The following is a 17,849-nucleotide window of genomic DNA, read 5'->3' as shown; positions in this document are numbered from 1 at the left end:
GCCCGAACGGCAGTTCGGGCGTGATCGTTTCGACTTTTTTTATTGTTGGCAGTGGATAGCCTGAGGCGTTCCGAGTTCACACTAAGAACAGTCACGATGTCTCAGATACAGTCAGTCATAACCCTGCTCCATCCCGATGACCTGCCGGACAACAAGGGCCAGCATTACGACCTGATCCGGGACAGGATCGGCACCCCTTTCACCAACGCCTCTTTAACCCGGGTACAAACGCTCGGCAGCACCAGCCTGCACCGGGAAGAGTGGCATACGAGAGCCGACAGAAAGCTTGAAACCGCCAATACCGATGCCTGGAGTGCGCAAAACGACGTCGACCAGATGCTCGACAATCTCCAGGATATCCGCACATTTGCCGCGCCTCGTCTCAAAGCCGCTCTGAAAGAAAAATACCGTCTCGACCTCGATGTGGCGAACACCTACCTGAGGCTCTACATCCCCAAGGGAACGCCCTGGTATGTGATTGATACCTCGGCAGCCGTGACCACGCGCACGGTGTCGTTGCTGGACGCGGCGGTGCATAACTTCGCCCGTTCCGAAACCTTCGCAGCCGGATCCGATTTCATTTCCCGGCCCGATCAGCGAGGTCATTTCGACGTCCTGCCGATCAAGCAACAAATCAGCATCGAACAGTTCCAGGCCCTGTGCCGCGAACTGGATATCGGTGCCCGCTACCAACGTCATCTCGAAAGCGTTTTGTTGCCGGCAGATCCTCTGGCATCCACGTTCTTGCAGCTCAAGGTCACTCGCAGCCAGAAGGCCGCGCTCAAGGCTGCCGTGCATCTGGCCGTGGCGAAAAAACACATCAGCCGCAATGCCCGCAGCGTGGTACTGGGCCTGATCGAGGGGCGGCAAAACCTGACGCTGGATGGCAAAGTCATGCAGGTGCTGGACCTGGCAATGATGGACACCACCCTGACCGGCATCGTGGTGTTTGCCCCGGTAGAACAGCAAAGTCGCGGCACCGACAAGGTCATTGTCTATGTCCCCCATGACCCCGAGCACCCGTTGAAGGAATACCGCTCGATCAGCGATTTCATGCAGGAACTGACGCGCCAACTACGCGAGAACAAAGTCCTGCCCGCCAACGCGATCACCTACCAGCAGTTCTTCAGCCAGTTCGTCGACCAGCAACAGCGCGGGCATTTTTTCGCCGGACTGGGACAACGCCTCAGCAGCGTCAAATGGCATGAAAAACAGGCGCTGGACCCGCGCCCGAGCTGGCGCGACACACCGGTAAAAAACCCCAACCTGCAATTTTCCGTGTCGCCCATCGACCGTCCGCTGTGGGAGCACCTGTATCAACAAACGCTGAACAAGATCCTCAATGACGGCCGGGAAATCGCGGTTTCCACTGCCGATACCGACAGCCGCACCCGCTGGGCCTGGTGGGACAACTTCAAGAAAATCGTCTCGGACATCTTCAACGTTGCGCTGATGGTGGTGGCGCCGTTCGTGCCGGGGCTGGGCGAACTCATGCTCGCTTACACCGCTTATCAACTGACCAACGATGTGATTGAGGGCGTGGTGGACCTGGCTGAAGGTCTTTGGGCCGAAGCCGCCGAGCATGTGATCTCGGTGGCGACGGACGTCGTGCAACTGGCGGTGTTCGCTGCGGGTGGCGCCATCGGCAACGAATTCCGACTCAAGCTCTCGCCATTTATCGAGGGTACGCAACAGGTTCGACTGGCCAACGGTGAAACCCGCCTGTGGCACCCCGACCTCGCGCCCTACGCGCAAAAAAAAATCTCGTTGGGCGAGGACTCGAAGCCGGATGAACTGGGCCTGCATCGCGTCGAAAACCAGCACGTTCTGCCGATAGATGACCAGCTCTACGCCGTGCAAAAGGATCCCGACACCGGAGAACACCGCGTCCAGCATCCTGAGCGACCGAATGCCTACGCGCCGAAACTGGCCCACAACGGTCGCGGTGCCTGGCTGCATGAAGGCGAGAACCCTCGCACCTGGGACAAAGTCACCTTGATGAAACGCCTCGGCCACAGCACCGACGGTTTCACCCCCGAACAACTGGAAAACATCCTGCTCATCAGTGGCGTCGACGAAGGCTCATTGCGCCGCATGCATGTCGAGAGCGCACCGCCACCGTTGTTGCTGGACGACGCCCTGAAGCACTTCAAAACCTTCGAGGGCGCCCCGGTACCCGGCAGCTACGACCCCAACGCCCGGCAGCTCCAGCGCGAACACCCGATCCTGTCCGCCGACATTGCCGAAGCGCTGGTGGCCGGGGCCAATAAAAACCAACTGGACATGCTGTCGCACCAGCAACGCGTCCCCCAGCACCTGAAAGCCCAGGCGCGCGAATGTGCGTTTGAAGTACGCACGACGCACGCTGTCGAAGGCTTCTTCAAGGCTGATAGGCTGAGCGTTGATACCGAACGGCTGGTCCTGAACGTGCTGCGCTTGAACACCGACACCTACAACGACCTGCGCATCGAGGTGCGGGAAGGCGCGTTCGATGGGGAGTTGCGTTGCTCTGTTGGCCCCGAAGATGCGTCGATCGTCCGGCGTCTGCTGCGTGACAAACAGGGACGCTACGAAGTGCGTGATGCCGATAATCAATTGCTCCATGGGACGGCTGATTGGTATGAGTCGATCCTGCGCGCCCTGCCCAAGCAACAGCGACGACAACTGGGCTACCGTCCCGGCCAGGGCGCCTGGTTCAGGGAATGGTTGATCGCCAAGACCGAGCCTCCCGCCGAGCGCCGGACCTTGCTGCTGGAGCCGTCGATCCGCCCGGTGGCCGAGCCGCAAACACTGTTGCTGCTGCGTGGGCCCAAGCTGTCCACCGGGGGGGCCTCGCTCTATGAGCGCGTCTCGGATCTTTACCCGGCCATGGGAGAACGGGAAGTGGACGCTTTTGTTCGCTCGCTGAACGCCAGGCCCGATGCCTTCAAAGTGATCGAATCACTCGAAGACGAATTGACGCTGTTACGTAATACGGTTCAGTGGTGGCTGGAGCAAAATTTCCCGACCTTGCCCGACGAGCCGGTGATTTACCGAGGAGCCCTCAAACATATCGCTGAACGGCTGTTGGAGTGTTTCGAACGGCGCTCGCGCGTGTTCGATGAGAGCAGTAGCCTGGAAGGCGGTTTTACGCTGGATCTGTCGACGGAGTTCCACCACCACAACCTTGAGCGCTGGTGGAAGACGCTGCCGGATCTGAAAAAATACTTCGATCAGGTCACCACGCTGGCACTCGATAACGGCCGTTTTGTGGAAGGCGCCGACGGCCTGTTGAAAGACTTCCGCCACGTACGCCATCTCAGCGCCCGACGCTGCGAGCTGCGGCGCCTGCCAAAAGGCGTGGGCAAGATGCATTTACTGGAAACCCTGCGACTGACCGACAACCGCATCGAACTGACGCCCGAGTCCGTAGAGCAGTTGCGCCACCTGACCCGACTGGAAATCCTGCGGCTGGACAACAATCCGCTGGGCCTTTCGCCGAATGTCGAACGCATGCCGCGCCTGACCGTATTAAACCTGAGCAATACCGGGCTCGATACTTGGCCGCAAGGGGTGTTCAGCAAACATCGTCCACGGGGGTTTTTCCTGGATTTGCAAGACAACCCGATCACCACCGTTCCCCTGGTGATCCCGGGTTCGGACAGCGCGATGATCATCGCGCGTACACGGGTGTCGGTGGTAGATCTGCCGCACACCGCCCAATTCGAAATCAGCCAATACCGCCAGTCGGTCGGGCTGCCTCGCCGGATTGTCCTTGCCCCCGCCGCCGAACGCGCGCGGCAAAAATGGCCCTTGGCTGACGATTCTGATTTATGGGGCAGCGCGCCGGGGTTGGGCGCTTACCGGGCGGAGGCGTGGGACAAGTTGATTACGGAGCCGAACGCCGCAGGCTTTTTCAGCGTGATAGATAACCTGACCCGGTCTTCCGACTACCGGGCTGGCGGTGAATGGCGCAAACAGTTGTCCACGCGGGTCTGGAACATGATCGATGCCATGGACCTGGACACCCGCCTGCGCGAGGAGCTGTTCACCATGGCTACGGCGCCGACCAATTGTGCGGATGCCGGAGCCCAGTTGTTCAACAACATGGGAGTCAAGGTTCTCGCGTCGCGGGCCTATTCTTACTCGACCTACCGCGCGCCACTGGAGAAGGCACTGGTGATGCTGGCCAAAGGTGCCGCGCGCCTGGAGCGCGTCGACGACATCGCTCGGGCTGATATCGTCGCGCGCGGCGGCAACCCGGATGAAGTCGAGGTGTACCTGGCTTACGAAACCTCGCTGGCCGATCGCCTGGAACTGCCTTGGCAATCGGAAAGCATGCTTTACCGACCGGTTGCCGGCGTGAGTGACCGCGCCATCGATCAGGCTTTCGAGACGGTGCTGTCCATGGAAGACGGCGACGGACTGGTCAATGCCATGCTTGAACAACCGTTCTGGGACCAGTACCTGCGGGAGACCTGGCCCGGCGAGTTCCACGCCAACGCCCAGCGCTATGAACGCCTGCAGGATCTGCTTGAAAACCTGCGCGAGGCGCAATCGGAATGGGCAAAGGCCCAGGCTTTGTTGCCCGAGGCACAAAAGACTCGACTGCGCGAATGGCTGCGGGAACTGGCGCGAGAGTTGTCGATTCCCGAACAGCAGATCTTCACCGGGGAAGCCATGAGCGAACAGGCCTACAACGCGCTGTACAGTGACCTGGGTTACCGACAGCAGGAACTGGCCCGGCAAAAAACCCGTGAGGCTCTGAAACAAACACTACCTTAAGACACAATCCCCCCTGTGGGAGCGGGCTTGCTCGCGAAGAGGCCGTGTCAGTCGAAATCAATGTTGATGACACACCGCATTCGCGAGCAAGCCCGCTCCCACAGGGGCTTTCGCCAACCATCACGCCCCCGGCGCTCGCGCATTGAACAACAACAGCACATTGCCGTAATAATCCCCGGCCCGATAACCCCCGGCCGGTTGTTGCGGTTCGATCTCCAGCAGCACCCGCGAACCCACCGCGGCATCGGCGGCGGTTACGACCAGCCGGGGCTCGACGGCGTGGCTCAGCTCTACGCCATTGAAGCGCACGCGCAAGGCGATATCGTCCGCCGGGTGGCCGTTGGAGATGTACGCCTGCTCTTCCAGGCGCGCTTCAATGGCGCTGGTGTCGTGCCGCACATCGAAGTATTTGCGCAGGCTGCCCAGCCGGGCGGTCGCGACATGCCACGGCAGGATCTGCTCGCGATGAATCCAGCCCGTGTCCACCGGCACGATGTAAAAAGACCGGGTCGGCACCGTCACGGTCACTTCGAAGGTGTGCTCCTCGCGGGCGGCCAGTGCCGAAAGGCTCGTCAGCGCCGTTGCCGCCAGCAGTGCGGCAACCGTGCATTGCTTGATCATGTTTGTTACCCACAGCGTCAATTGGAAGCCGCCACTATCGACTGGCTATTGTCAGCACTTTCTTGCGGTCACCCTCGATCACGATGAAGCGGTGTTCGCGTCCTTTTTCCTTGTCGAAGCTGAACGTCTTGCCGGCCATCACGTGATGCTTGGTGGTCGGCCGACAATCGTTTTCGTCGCTGATCGAGCAGCTCTTGAACTCATCGACCACCACCACGGTGTTGCCGTTGTTATGCAGCTCATAACGCTCGGCGCTGTCACTGGCCACCGTGTCGAAGCGGGCGTGCTTCGGACGGACAAAGAAGATGGTGCCGAACCCGGTCATCACGTTGACGCCAGCAGACAGGCTCTTCTTATAGTCTTCGCGCTCTTCGTTGGAGACCACAAATTCATCTTCTTTCTCCGGCACGACAGGCACGAAACGCACGCGGAAGTAGCGCTCCTTTTCGCGCTCGCCCATGAACAGCAACCGCGTACCCTGCATGCCTTTGGCCGGCACGATCAAGCGCGCCGGGCTGGCCATGATGCCCTGGCGCGAGGCGCCGTCCGGCGCGCTCTCGATCGGTACTTCGCGAATCGTGCCGTCGGCGTCATAGAGGATTTCCAGGACGTTGATCTTGACGAACGCGGTGCTGTCGCCGCTGTTGAATACCCGCTTGAGGTACGTACTTTTATCGCCGTCCAGGTAGTCGTACACCGTGCCCACATTAATCTGCGGACCGGCCTGTGCCGTCAGGCAAAACAAACTGCTAACCCACATCAACAACAGACGTTTCATGGTCTTGAACCTCAAAATAATGGCGAGTGTTTATGCCGTCAGACTTCCGAATCCCAAATCACTGTCAGATTCCCCGAGTAGTCACCCGCCACACCGGGCTGGACCATGTTGTTGGTAGAGTCCCTCATGATTTCGAAATGCAGGACTCCGATCCCGCGATCTACATAGAGGCTCGGCGCGAAGTGCAAGGTTCCAGCGGTTCCGCGCTTCAATGGACGGCGCTGAACGGGGCGCCCCAATGTATCGGTCAGTCCGTTGGGCAACGTCACGCTCAGTTCCACCCTGCCGTACCGGGGCGATTTCGAGTCGTCAATGACGCAATCGGTCATCACAGAACGAGGGCAGCTCAACATCATTTTGAATCGCGATGACGCCGAGATATGGAAGATCTGATCGCGAAACAGTCGGTTGGGTTTGCGTCCCTCGTTTATCCAGCTTTGCCAACCGCCTTCGGGCACCAGTTCGACTTTATTGCCACCAGGTGGAAGGGTCACTTTCAGGGTGTGTTGCACATCGAGGACGAAGTCCAGGGTCAGGTTGCCGTCATCGGGATTCAGGCCGCCGATGTCGAAATCCTGCCCAGGGCCGAGGAAATAATTCATCGAGCCGGTGTACAGCCCGCTCGACATCCCCAGCGGGTTGGGGGTGCGCAACTCATAGGCGAAATCCAGGGTGTCGAAGTACATGAAAGGAATCCGATACGCCGTGACTTTGGTACAGGCCGCTTCCGACGGGGTTTTCCAGAAAAACCGATAGGTATTGCCGGTATAAGCACCGACACCGCTGTACAGACAAGGAGGCGCCGCATACACCCAGCTATTGCTGGTCCAGAGTTTCTGGTGCCCTTCCCGAAGATCGATCACCCCCACCAGATTGGCGGCCGTATCGCTCAAGATGTAGTTGGAACCAATCCCCGTGATTCGCACTTCGACGGTTTCCGATTCTCCGGTTTCCCTATTGGTGACCGTCAGTTGTCGCCAGTTGGCCGGTACCTTGACCGAAACGCCAGTGCCTGGCGCAATCGCTGGACTGTGGTTGAAGCGCACCGGTATCCGAATGCTGAACATATTGCTGTTCTTGCACTCGTCCGGGTAAGTGGCGCAATACCCGCTGTCTGGCGTCTTGTTGATAAATACATTGCGTTGCGGTTGCGCCGGGTCCGGCGTGAACAACGCGCGGATCTCTTGGTTAAACGCCTCGGCGGTCGGCACCATCAGCGCCATCACCAGCCCCAACCAACCCGTGGATATTTTCATAGGGTTCAACCTGCCTTCTGATCAGTGGAGCTGACGTCGGCCAGGGTGTCCGGTGTGCACCGCAGATCACCGATCATCAACACGTTGTTTTCGCTGCGATGCTGACTGGCATCGAGACGGAACTGGCAGAGCAATTGATTGCCCTGGCGCACTTCCAGCGTCGGCGCACCGGCATTCATTTCCATGGAGAAGAAACCATCGACTTCGGTCACCCCGCGACTGGCATGGTTGATCACGTGATGGCCCTTGAGCGGCTGCCCTTGCGGGTCCACCAGCCGACCGAGCACGGTCAGGGTTCTCATCACCCGCACCTTGCGATATTCCACGCCGCCCTTGTTCAGGTGATAACGGGTGCGCGAGGGCTCGATGCTGGCGGCGGGTACGTGATTGCCTTCGAAATCGAAGCTCACTGAGCTGTTCTGGTACGCGGTAATCGGGATGAAGTTGCGCCCCGGTTTCAGCGCGGCACTGCCGCCGCTGAAGTCATCGGCGCGCAGGGCGATGCCGTCGATATCCGATTCCACATCGACGATCAGCCCCGCGCCCCGCACCTGATGTTCACTGGTCAGGACCATTTGCTGGCCGCCGATGACCAGCGTGCTGTCGACGTTCAGGCCACCGGTGAAGTTGTTGTTGTAGGACGAGCGCTGGACAAAGCCGTCGCCACTGAGCGACTCGGTGCGGAAACTGGCCAGGCTCGACAGACCGAGTCCATAAGTGTCGGAAAGCGCGGTGACCGAGACGTTTTGCAGCACATGCCCCTGCAAGTCTTTGCGCCAGCCGAGGGACGCGTTGTTGTCGCGCCCGCCGTCGCGCGCGGTCCGCGAACCGATGCTGCCGGTGAACTGCTGGCCCGGTGCGCCCAACGCCAGGTTCAGGCTCAAATCGACTCCGCGATTGCGCGCATCTCCGCTGCTGAAACTGCCGGGGCGATCGAACAATGCCAGCCGCCAGTTGGCATCGCTGCCGAACAATACGGTGCGCTGGGTCCAGCCCAGGTCCACGCCCAAACCTTCGGTGTTGCCCTCGCTGTGGGACACCCGGGCATTCAGCGAATTTTTGCTGCTCAAGCGGTGATTGAGCGCCAGGGACGAGTTGCTGGTCTCACCGACAAACACATTGCGCTGCCGCACCCGCGTGCCATCCGGCAAGGTGTCGTAGGTGTTGGTGGTGTCCAGCCAACTGCGGTTGTGGCTGATGACGACACTGCCGGAACCGTAGTTGTAAAGGCTTTGCAGATCGAGGCCGGTGCCGTGGTCCTGAGTCTGGTAGACGTTGGCATACAGGCTGAGGTGATTGGCCAGGGTCCAGTCGATGGACGTGCCGTACTGCAGCTTTTCACGAATCTGCCGCGCCGACAGCCCGAGGATCACCCGGGGATGCATCAGGTAGTTGAGCGAAGCCCCGGCCGTCGCGCTGCCGCTGGCCTGCTGGTCCCAGTTGCTGAGCAATTTCTGCTCTTGCCCGGCAAACAGGTTGTAGCGCCAGCGCTCATCGAGGTTGCGCCAGTTGTTGGGCTTGTAGACCAGCTCTTGAGTGGTACTGGTGATCTGGCCGTCTTCGATCAGCCGCACTTCGACTTCGTAGATTCCACCGGGCAATGGCCGGGTATCGAGGGTCTGCAACCCGGCCGGCACCGATTGGGTATTGATCAGCAAACCGTCGCGCAGGATTTCCACCGAAGCCTGGCGGTTGGCCGTAACGTAGATCGGGTAGACGCTGGGCGTCGGCGTGTTGATCGCCAGGCTGTCGGAGCTGCCGAGCATGACGCCGACGGCCGTGTCGGGGCTGGTGCCAAACGTGCGCGGTTGGCGGGTCAGCCCTTCGGAATTGGGGGTGAAATAACCCAGGCGAAAAAAACGGCCCTGCAATTCGCGCTGGGTGTAGAGCTCGTGTACGGCGTGGTAGAGCTGGTCATCCGGGCCGCCGAGCCGGGCCAGTTGCATGTTGAAGGTCTGGCTCCAGTTGCCAAGGCTGCCACTGGCTTCCAGGCCATAGCGCCCGCCCAGATCCTGGTCCTGACCGCCATTGAGGTTGAGCTGATTGCGCACCATCAGGCCGCTGCTGCCGCCCTCGGGCTGGTCGTAGTAGCGCTTGACCTCGGTGTCACGCTCGGCATTTTCGGTGACGATCGATACCAGCGAATTTTCCAGGTTGTAGTGCACCGCCAGCATCTGTTCCGGGCATTTGCCGCGGCAGTCGCCCAAGGCCACACCGGGCTTGAGGTAACTGGCCCAGGTTTCGCGCTCGGCGGCGCTGAAGCGGCTGTCGCTGGTGTCGGTAAAATCGAGCAAGGTAATGCGGTCGTCGCGAGATAGCACGATCATCGCCTCCCCCAGCATTTGTTGATCGAGCTCCACGCGAACCGCCAGCGGCACATCAAAAAAGTGCTCCTCGAATTCCGCCGGCAGACCTTTGGCCTGGGCCAACAGACTTCGCGGTGTAGAACCGGCGGAAACCGGAGCCGCCACCGCGCTGGCACAAAACAACAGCGCAAGCGCAGCCGCGATGGGAGTCATCGGGAACATGAACACGTACTCTGATTGCAGACAAATGGAAGTCCGACGGGCCAACAAAGTTGCTAGCCCGCCGGTTGACGCTAACAGCGAACGTTAGATAACCGGTGGTACGGCATCAAAGATCATCGCCACTTCACCGGTGTAGTCGCCCGGTGCGAACGTGGTGCCGGTAGCGCTAATACGCAGCGGCGCGCGGTAGTTCACGTTGGACTCGGTTTCACCCACAACCATTTGCGGTGTCGTGGTGAGTTCCCGGCCATTGATTTCGACTTTCAAGTTAATGGCGGAGGCACCAGAGAGCAGGCGTGGCGCCGACACGACACTGGCGTGTACCGAACCATTGTTGTTGCGCATATCAAAGAACCCGTTGACCTCGGCCATTTGCCCGGTGGACGGCTGGAAGTCCATGCGCTGATCCTTGTTGATCAGGTCCGGGTCGACCGGCACCACGTAGAAGCCATTAGTCGGTACGTGGGCTACGAGGTTGATGGTGTGCTTGGCTTCACCGGCGGCGAACACAACGGAGGAGGTCAGCGCCAGAACTGCCAGAGGAGCAGCAATAGTGATTTTCTTGAACATCGGTCAGTACCTGTTTTTTCAATATAAAGGGCTCATTGAAAGTTCAAACGACGCCGTGGCGAAACACGTCGCGGCGCTGTCGGCTGAACTTTCAATGTCGGCAAATGATCGGCCAATGCCTCTGGAAAGTAAGCAAGTAACTTCCGATGATCGCGTAGTTAAACGCCTCTATGACAAGACAGAAAAAAGAACAAAATTGCGAATTATTGACGGGCAACTGTAAGCACTGGACTACATACAGTTTTATCGAAAAAACCATACAGCCCTTTCAACTTTAATTTGCAGGGTGAAGAGGTATACAGCCTATAGGCTCGACAACTAATAGAGCTATAACTTTAACTTCAAAGTTATTTCCGTTCCCACACTCAATATCGGTCCCAATGTGATGAACCGCGCCCCTACGTGGACCCCACCGCTCGTCGGTCGAGAAAAACGTCCTAGGAAAAACGCCTTGCATTCGCCTAAAGATATATCTTAAGTTGTATCTAAACACGACGAGAGAAGGCAAAAAATGAGAGACCATCATTCCCACCGCGAACACGGTGACGGCCGCGACGGCTTCGAAAAACGCCCAGGCCGCGAGCGCGGCGGCCGTGGCCCTCGGGTGTTCGCACCCGGAGATTTGAAACTGCTGCTGCTGGCGTTGATCGCCGAACAGCCGTGCCACGGCTACGACTTGATCCGCCAGATCGAAGGCATGTTCGACGGCGCCTACAGCCCCAGCCCCGGTGTGATCTACCCGACCCTGACGTTCCTGGAAGAAAGCGAAATGATCACCGGCGATGCCGAGGGCGGGAAAAAACGCTACAGCGTGACCGATGCCGGACGTCAGTCCCTGAGTGAACAGGCGATTGCCCTGGAAGGGGTGCGGATGCGCATCGACGTCAGCAAACGCTCGCTGCGCGGGCATGACCGCCCGGCTGAAATCCACGAAGCGGTGCACAACCTGCGTCATGCGCTGCAATTGCATCACGGGCGCTGGAGCGCGGAAGAAATCCTGCGCGTCGCCGCCCTGCTCAACAACACCGCCAAAGCCATCGTCGACGGCCCCGCCGTTCAAGCCGCCCAGGAGACAGCCGAATGACTGCAGTCGAAACCCAGACCATTCATCGCGTCATGCATGAAATCAAACGCCGTCGGCTGGAAGTATTGCGGGTGGTCGACCTGACCCCGCGCATGCGCCGGATTACCCTCGGTGGGCCGGAGTTGGCAGGCTTTGTCAGCCTCGGCACCGACGATCACGTCAAACTGCTGTTCCCGCAGAACGCGGCGCAAACGGCGGCGCTGGAAACCCTGGTGCTCGGTGCCGGCAAAACCGATCAGCCGATGCCGGAAATGCGCGACTACACGCCGCGCCGTTATGACCTGGGCACCCTGGAGCTGGACATCGATTTCGTCCTGCACGGCGACGGCCCTGCCTCGACCTGGGCCGAGCAGGCCAAGCCGGGGCAGTTCCTGCACATCGGCGGGCCACGGGGCTCGATGATCGTGCCGGACATCTTCGACAGCTACCTGCTGATCGGCGACGAAACCGCCCTGCCCGCCATCGCCCGACGCCTGGAAGGCCTGGCGGCCAATCGCCGCGCGCTGGTAATCATCGAAGTCGAGAACGGCGCCGAACAGCAACGCCTGGAAAGCGCCGCGCAGGTGAATGTGATCTGGGTGCTGCGCGACGGCGGCAAGAACAACCTGCTGAACGCCGTGAAGCAACTGCAAGTGCCGAGCGGCAATCTGTATGCGTGGATCGCGACCGAGAGCAAAGTGTCACGGCAGATCCGCCGGGTGCTGCTCGATGAGCATGGGCTGGATGATCAGTTCGTTAAGGCGGTGGGGTACTGGCGGCTAGGTGACTCTGACGAGGAATAAGCTTCAGCGAAAACCCCCTGTGGGAGCGGGCTTGCTCGCGAAAGCGGAGTGTCATCCAGCATTGATGTGACTGACACACCGCCTTCGCGAGCAAGCCCGCTCCCACATTGATTTTGGACGTTTACAAAATCGGCTTTCGCCACCGATCCAATCCCACGATCACCAACGCAATCGCGACAAACCCCGCCAATATCCCCCCCGCATTGAGAAACACCTGTGGATAACCCAGCGTGCTCACATCAATGAACGGATACGGATAAGCCCCCAGCAGATGCCCGCGCAGCAGCGCATAGGCGAAATACACCAGTGGATAAATCACCCACAAGGTGATGTGCCGCACGCGCAACGTCCCCTTGGGCACGCAGCACCACCAATAAACCAGAAACAGCAGCGGCAGGATGTCGTGCAGTAACTCATCGGCGAGCAACTGCCAGCCTTCGGGGTGCCACAGATGGCGCAACAACAGGCTGTAGGCGAGCGCGACCACGGCGATGCTCACGGCAATGCCACTGCTGACTGACGGCTGCAGAAACCAGCGTTTCGCCGCCGACTCCCGCGCGGTCAGCTCGCAGGTCAGCACCACGGCCACCAAGGTGTTGGTCAGTACGGTGAAGAAGCTGAAGAAACTCATCAGCCCGCCCAGCAGGCTGGCGCCGATTTCCCAGCGCGTGCCGAGAATCAAGTACATCTGAACAGTCAAACCTGCCCAGCCAAGCACCGCCGCCACGGCGATACAGCGGCGCCTCGCGACAGTGGAGATCAGCATGTTCAGACCGGACGCTTGGTGCGCATCAACTTCACGTACAGGCGTTCGACCTTCTCCCGCGCCCACGGGGTTTTGCGCAGGAACGTCAGGCTCGACTTGATGCTCGGGTCACTCTTGAAGCAGCGGATGTCGATACGCTCGGCCAGCCCCGACCACTCGTAGTGTTCAACCAGGGCGTTGAGGATCTGTTCCAGAGTCACGCCGTGCAGCGGGTTGTTGTTCTGTTCGGTCATGCCGGGCCTTCGCGCGAAGAAAGTATTTAGAAGCCGCGCACCTTAGCCGAGGGTTTCGCCGGGTGGAAGCGCTCAGTTAACTGTAGGTCAACAAGCGCGTTGTGTAGGAGCCAGGCTTGCTGGCGAAGGCGGTATGTCAGTCGACATTGAAGTGGCCTGACATGCCGCCTTCGCGAGCAAGCTTCGCTCCTACAAGGGGTATTTTCTGCCTGCGGCGCCCTGTCGCAGACGACTGTTACCAAATCCGAAAAGCTGCATGTCAGTAAAAGCGCTTTCTCTCTTTGTAACAGATCATTATCCTGCCGCCCTTCAGCTGAAACGCTTCACTGCCCGTTCCACCTCGTTGCGTTCAGTTCACCCCCGGAAAAAGATCAAGAATTTCTACTTTATGCCTGACTTTCCTACTCCGCGAGACAGCGCTGTCTCCACCCCCGTGTCCCACCGAAAAGCCTTGAACCTGATCGGCGGCCTGAGCGCCTTCGGCCTCGCCACCTGCGTTCACGCGGCCCCGGCTTTCGATAGCGATTCGAAGTGGATGCTCGGCGACTGGAACGGCACGCGCACTGAACTTTCGGAAAAGGGCTACGATTTCAAAGTCGATTACACCGGCGAAATGGGCAGCAACCTGCACGGCGGCTATGACCACGACCGCACTGCGCGCTACAGCGATCAGTTCGCCCTCGGCACGCATCTGGATTTGCAGAAGATCCTTGGCTGGGACGATGCCGAGTTTCAGCTGACTATTACCGAACGCAACGGCAACAACATCAGCAACGACCGGATCAATGATCCACGGGTTGGCGGCTTCACGTCGGCCCAGGAAGTCTGGGGCCGTGGCCAGACTTGGCGCCTGACGCAGATGTGGTATCAGCAGAAATTCTTCGACCAGAAGCTCGATGTCAAGGTCGGCCGCTTTGGCGAAGGTGAAGACTTCAACAGCTTCCCCTGCGACTTCCAGAACCTGGCGTTTTGCGGCTCGCAAGTCGGCAACTGGGTCGGTGGCATCTGGTACAACTGGCCGGTCAGCCAGTGGGCGATGCGGGTCAAATATCACCTGACGCCGGAGTTGTACGCGCAGGTTGGCGCTTATGAGCAGAACCCGTCGAACCTCGATCGCGGCAATGGCTTCAAGCTCAGCGGCAGCGGCACTCAGGGCGCGATTTTGCCGATCGAGCTGGTGTGGACGCCGAAACTGAATGGCCTGCCGGGCGAATACCGCGCCGGTTATTACTACAGCAACGCCAAGGCCACTGACGCCTACAAGGACAGCAATGGCCAGCCCGCCGCCCTGAGTGGCGAGGCCTATCGCAGCGCGTCGAGCAAGCACGGCGTGTGGCTGGGCGTGCAGCAGCAGATCACCAGCCGCGCCAGCGATAACTCGCGTGGCTTGAGCGTGTTCGCCAACGGCACGATGCACGACAAGAAGACCAACGCCATCGACAACTACGTCCAGGCGGGCGTCGTCTACAAAGGTCTGTTCGATGCCCGCGCCAAGGACGACATTGGTTTTGCCCTCGCCCGTGTCCACGTCAACCCGGCCTATCGCAAGAACGCCGAGGCGACCAATCAGGCCCGCGCGATCTACGACTACGACGACCCGTCGTTCCTGCCGCCGCAAGACACCGAATACAGCGCAGAGCTCTATTACGGCGTGCACGTGACCAATTGGCTGACCGTGCGCCCGAACCTGCAATACATCCGCCACCCCGGTGGCGTGGACAAGGTCGATGACGCACTGATCGGCGGGATCAAGATCACCTCGTCCTTCTAACCAACACCACAACCCCTTGTGGGAGCGGGCTTGCTCGCGAAGAGGCCATCAGCTTCAACATCATCGTTGACTGACTCACCGCTTTCGCGAGCAAGCTCGCTCCCACAAGGGAATGCATCAATTGAACCAGCGCTACCAAGTTTCACTTTTATAACTGAACCATGCCCACGCCAGATCGTCATCTACAGTGAACTTGCGCGGGACTACTTAAAACGTCACGGAGAACCACACTATGAGCACTGATGGTGCTTTGAGTCGAAGCCGTCTGCTACCGAGCCTGCTCGGTATCCTGCTTCTGCTAATGGGCCTGGCCATGCTGGCCGGCGGTATCAAGCTGAGCATGCTCGGCGGCTCGCTGTATTACCTGCTGGCCGGTATCGGCCTGGCGCTGACCGGCGTGCTGCTGATTGCCGCTCGCCGCGCCGCACTGGGCCTGTACGCACTGGTGCTGTTCGCCAGTACCGTTTGGGCGCTGTGGGAAGTCGGCCTCGACTGGTGGCAACTGGTGCCGCGTCTGGCGATGCTGTTTGCGCTGGGCATCGTCATGTTGCTGCCGTGGTTCCGCCGTCCGCTGTTGCGCACCGGTCCTGCACCGATGGGCACTGGCGCACTGAGCGTCGCGGTTGTACTCGCTGGCGCCGCTGCACTGGCCAGCCAGTTCACCAGCCCGGGTGAAACCAAAGGTCAACTGGACCGCGACAGCGTGCCGGGCATGACCAACACTGCCCCGGCCATGCCGGACGGTGACTGGAATTCCTACGGCCGCAGCGCCCACGGTGATCGTTACTCGCCACTGGCGCAGATCACCCCGGAAAACGCGCACAAGCTGGTTCCAGCCTGGACTTTCCGCACTGGTGACATTCCTGGCCCTAACGATCCGGGCGAAACCACTGCCGAAAACACTCCGCTGAAAGTCAACGGCATGCTCTACGTGTGCACGCCGCACAGCCAAGTGATCGCGCTGGACCCGGACACCGGCAAGGAAATCTGGCGTTTCGATCCGAAGCTCTCCACGCAAAACGCGGCGAACTTCAAGGGTTGGGCGCACATGACCTGCCGTGGCGTGTCGTATCACGATGACGCCGTGTATGCCTCCGAGCAGAGCCCGACCGGCAGCGCCAGCCCGGCTGCCGCCAGCAATGCCTGCCCGCGCCGGATCTTCCTGCCGACCGCGGACACCCGTCTGATCGCCCTGAACGCCGACACCGGCAAGATGTGCGAAGACTTCGGCAACAAAGGCCAGATCGACCTCAGCGCCAACATCGGCGGCTTCGCGGCCGGCGGTTACTACTCCACCTCACCTCCAGCGGTCACTAAAGACCTGGTGGTGATTGGCGGCCACGTGACCGACAACGTTTCCACCGACGAACCAAGCGGCGTTATCCGCGCGTTCGACGTGCACACCGGCAAACTGGTGTGGAACTGGGACAGCGGCAACCCGGACGACACCACGCCGATTGCTGAAGGCAAGACCTACACCCGCAACTCGCCGAACATGTGGTCCATGTTCGCGGTCGACGAAAAACTCGGCATGCTCTACCTGCCGATGGGCAACCAGACCCCGGACCAGTTCGGTGGCGCGCGTACCCCTGAGTCGGAACTGCATGCAGCCGGCCTGACCGCCCTGGACATCAACACCGGGCATGTGAAGTGGCACTTCCAGTTCACTCACCATGACCTGTGGGACATGGACGTCGGCGGCCAGCCAACCCTGATGGACCTGAAAACTGCTGACGGTGTTAAGCCGGCGGTCCTCGCGTCCACCAAGCAAGGCAGCATCTACGTACTGGATCGCAGCACCGGCAAAGCGATTGTGCCGATCAACGAAGTGCCAGTCCCGCAAGGTGCTGTCGCCGGTGATCACACGTCGCCAACCCAACCGAAATCCGACCTCAACCTCATGCCGCCGCCGTTGAAAGAACGCGACATGTGGGGCGTCACCCCGTTCGACCAACTGATCTGCCGGATCGACTTCAAATCCATGCGCTACGAAGGCCCGTTCACCCCGCCATCGTTGCAAGGTTCGATCGTTTATCCAGGCAACTTCGGTGTGTTCGACTGGGGCGGTATCTCGGTTGACCCGGTGCGCCAGATCGCTTTCATGAACCCTGACTACATGGCGTTCAAATCGAAACTGATCCCGGCCGCCGAAATCGCTGCCCAAGGCCCGCGTAAAAGCGAAACCGAAGGCGTGCAGCCGAACAAAGGCGCGCCATACGGCGTGGTCCTGGAACCGCTGCTGTCGCCAATGGGCCTGCCGTGCCAGGCACCGGCCTGGGGTTACGTGACTGCGGTCGACCTGACCACCAGCAAAGTCATCTGGAAACACAAAAACGGCACCGTGCGCGACAGCTCGCCGGTTCCAATCCCGCTGAGCATGGGCGTACCTAGCCTGGGCGGCACGTTCACCACGGCTGGTGGCGTTGCCTTCCTGAGCGGCACCCTCGACCAGTACCTGCGTGCCTATGACGTGAAAAACGGTAAGCAACTGTGGGAAGGCCGCCTGCCAGCAGGCGCCCAAACCACGCCGATGACCTACACCGGCAAGGACGGCAAGCAATACGTGCTCGTCGTTGCCGGCGGCCACGGTTCGCTGGGCACCAAGCAAGGTGACTATGTGATGGCGTACAAACTGTCCGAGTAAGTTTTAGCGGCGGTTAAACGAAAGGCGACTCCTGTGAGGGGGTCGCCTTTTT

Annotated in this window: 13 protein-coding genes; 6 read left to right on the top strand and 7 right to left on the bottom strand. The window is 60.0% G+C overall.

Annotated elements, in window-relative coordinates; translation table 11 throughout:
• The first annotated feature begins 96 nt into the window (after positions 1–96).
• Positions 97–4,764, top strand: coding sequence for an NEL-type E3 ubiquitin ligase domain-containing protein (locus NK667_RS01370; RefSeq protein WP_054613643.1), 4,668 nt, complete (start codon positions 97–99; stop codon positions 4,762–4,764).
• Between the two features lie 120 nt (positions 4,765–4,884).
• On the opposite strand, the gene NK667_RS01365 is transcribed toward NK667_RS01370, so the two are convergent.
• The 5 genes from NK667_RS01365 to NK667_RS01345 all read right to left on the bottom strand — a co-directional run bounded on the left by NK667_RS01365 (position 4,885) and on the right by NK667_RS01345 (position 10,517).
• Positions 4,885–5,385: a CS1 type fimbrial major subunit gene (locus NK667_RS01365; protein WP_054045298.1), complete on the bottom strand. Its 501-nt coding sequence runs from the start codon at positions 5,383–5,385 to the stop codon at positions 4,885–4,887.
• Positions 5,386–5,419: 34 nt separating this feature from the next.
• The gene (locus NK667_RS01360) at positions 5,420–6,163 is read right to left on the bottom strand and encodes a pilus assembly protein (RefSeq protein WP_054045301.1); all 744 of its coding nucleotides are present in this window, start codon (positions 6,161–6,163) and stop codon (positions 5,420–5,422) included.
• Between the two features lie 38 nt (positions 6,164–6,201).
• On the bottom strand, positions 6,202–7,419 hold the full coding sequence (locus NK667_RS01355) for a hypothetical protein (RefSeq protein WP_054613642.1): 1,218 nt from the start codon (positions 7,417–7,419) through the stop codon (positions 6,202–6,204).
• A gap of 5 nt (positions 7,420–7,424) precedes the next feature.
• The gene (locus tag NK667_RS01350; protein WP_054613641.1) at positions 7,425–9,947 is read right to left on the bottom strand and encodes a CS1-pili formation C-terminal domain-containing protein; all 2,523 of its coding nucleotides are present in this window, start codon (positions 9,945–9,947) and stop codon (positions 7,425–7,427) included.
• A gap of 84 nt (positions 9,948–10,031) precedes the next feature.
• Positions 10,032–10,517, bottom strand: coding sequence for a CS1 type fimbrial major subunit (locus NK667_RS01345; protein ID WP_054045305.1), 486 nt, complete (start codon positions 10,515–10,517; stop codon positions 10,032–10,034).
• On the opposite strand from NK667_RS01345, the gene NK667_RS01340 reads away from it, so the two are divergent.
• The 3 genes from NK667_RS01340 to NK667_RS01330 all read left to right on the top strand — a co-directional run bounded on the left by NK667_RS01340 (position 10,501) and on the right by NK667_RS01330 (position 12,383).
• Complete coding sequence (locus NK667_RS01340; protein ID WP_152980833.1) at positions 10,501–10,740, top strand: hypothetical protein; 240 nt, start codon at positions 10,501–10,503, stop codon at positions 10,738–10,740. The two genes, NK667_RS01345 and NK667_RS01340, sit on opposite strands and share 17 nt — an antisense overlap.
• Before the next feature lie 288 nt (positions 10,741–11,028).
• Positions 11,029–11,601 (top strand): PadR family transcriptional regulator, encoded by a 573-nt coding sequence (locus NK667_RS01335; protein ID WP_054045307.1) that lies wholly within the window; start codon positions 11,029–11,031, stop codon positions 11,599–11,601.
• The gene (locus NK667_RS01330; protein ID WP_054613640.1) at positions 11,598–12,383 is read left to right on the top strand and encodes a siderophore-interacting protein; all 786 of its coding nucleotides are present in this window, start codon (positions 11,598–11,600) and stop codon (positions 12,381–12,383) included. The genes NK667_RS01335 and NK667_RS01330 overlap by 4 nt, the downstream gene beginning before the upstream one ends.
• A 121-nt stretch (positions 12,384–12,504) precedes the next feature.
• Here NK667_RS01330 and NK667_RS01325 read toward each other — a convergent pair whose 3' ends face one another.
• Positions 12,505–13,149 carry a Pr6Pr family membrane protein gene (locus NK667_RS01325; protein ID WP_054613639.1) on the bottom strand — a complete coding sequence of 215 codons (645 nt, stop codon included), beginning with the start codon at positions 13,147–13,149 and terminating at the stop codon, positions 12,505–12,507.
• A gap of 2 nt (positions 13,150–13,151) precedes the next feature.
• Positions 13,152–13,382: a VF530 family protein gene (locus tag NK667_RS01320; protein WP_007944895.1), complete on the bottom strand. Its 231-nt coding sequence runs from the start codon at positions 13,380–13,382 to the stop codon at positions 13,152–13,154.
• A 388-nt stretch (positions 13,383–13,770) separates the two neighbouring features.
• On the opposite strand from NK667_RS01320, the gene NK667_RS01315 reads away from it, so the two are divergent.
• Together NK667_RS01315 and NK667_RS01310 are read left to right on the top strand one after the other, a co-directional pair.
• Entirely contained in the window at positions 13,771–15,153 is a 1,383-nt protein-coding gene (locus NK667_RS01315) for a carbohydrate porin (protein ID WP_054613638.1), read from the top strand.
• Positions 15,154–15,385: 232 nt separating this feature from the next.
• Positions 15,386–17,797, top strand: coding sequence for a glucose/quinate/shikimate family membrane-bound PQQ-dependent dehydrogenase (locus NK667_RS01310; protein WP_054613637.1), 2,412 nt, complete (start codon positions 15,386–15,388; stop codon positions 17,795–17,797).
• Positions 17,798–17,849 lie beyond the last annotated feature (52 nt).

This window comes from Pseudomonas nunensis, from assembly GCF_024296925.1.
In the GTDB taxonomy this organism is placed as follows: domain Bacteria; phylum Pseudomonadota; class Gammaproteobacteria; order Pseudomonadales; family Pseudomonadaceae; genus Aquipseudomonas; species Aquipseudomonas nunensis.
This window is presented reverse-complemented; position numbering and strand designations above follow the sequence as displayed.

Excerpts from the sequence above, each read along its gene's own strand:
- NK667_RS01365 (WP_054045298.1), bottom strand. The coding sequence starts at position 5,385 with ATGATCAAGCAATGCACGGTTGCCGCACTGCTGGCGGCAACGGCGCTG.
- NK667_RS01325 (WP_054613639.1), bottom strand. The coding sequence starts at position 13,149 with ATGCTGATCTCCACTGTCGCGAGGCGCCGCTGTATCGCCGTGGCGGCG.
- NK667_RS01355 (WP_054613642.1), bottom strand. The coding sequence starts at position 7,419 with ATGAAAATATCCACGGGTTGGTTGGGGCTGGTGATGGCGCTGATGGTG.
- NK667_RS01335 (WP_054045307.1), top strand. The coding sequence starts at position 11,029 with ATGAGAGACCATCATTCCCACCGCGAACACGGTGACGGCCGCGACGGC.
- NK667_RS01315 (WP_054613638.1), top strand. The coding sequence starts at position 13,771 with ATGCCTGACTTTCCTACTCCGCGAGACAGCGCTGTCTCCACCCCCGTG.
- NK667_RS01320 (WP_007944895.1), bottom strand. The coding sequence starts at position 13,382 with ATGACCGAACAGAACAACAACCCGCTGCACGGCGTGACTCTGGAACAG.
- NK667_RS01310 (WP_054613637.1), top strand. The coding sequence starts at position 15,386 with ATGAGCACTGATGGTGCTTTGAGTCGAAGCCGTCTGCTACCGAGCCTG.
- NK667_RS01370 (WP_054613643.1), top strand. The coding sequence starts at position 97 with ATGTCTCAGATACAGTCAGTCATAACCCTGCTCCATCCCGATGACCTG.
- NK667_RS01360 (WP_054045301.1), bottom strand. The coding sequence starts at position 6,163 with ATGAAACGTCTGTTGTTGATGTGGGTTAGCAGTTTGTTTTGCCTGACG.
- NK667_RS01345 (WP_054045305.1), bottom strand. The coding sequence starts at position 10,517 with ATGTTCAAGAAAATCACTATTGCTGCTCCTCTGGCAGTTCTGGCGCTG.
- NK667_RS01350 (WP_054613641.1), bottom strand. The coding sequence starts at position 9,947 with ATGTTCCCGATGACTCCCATCGCGGCTGCGCTTGCGCTGTTGTTTTGT.
- NK667_RS01330 (WP_054613640.1), top strand. The coding sequence starts at position 11,598 with ATGACTGCAGTCGAAACCCAGACCATTCATCGCGTCATGCATGAAATC.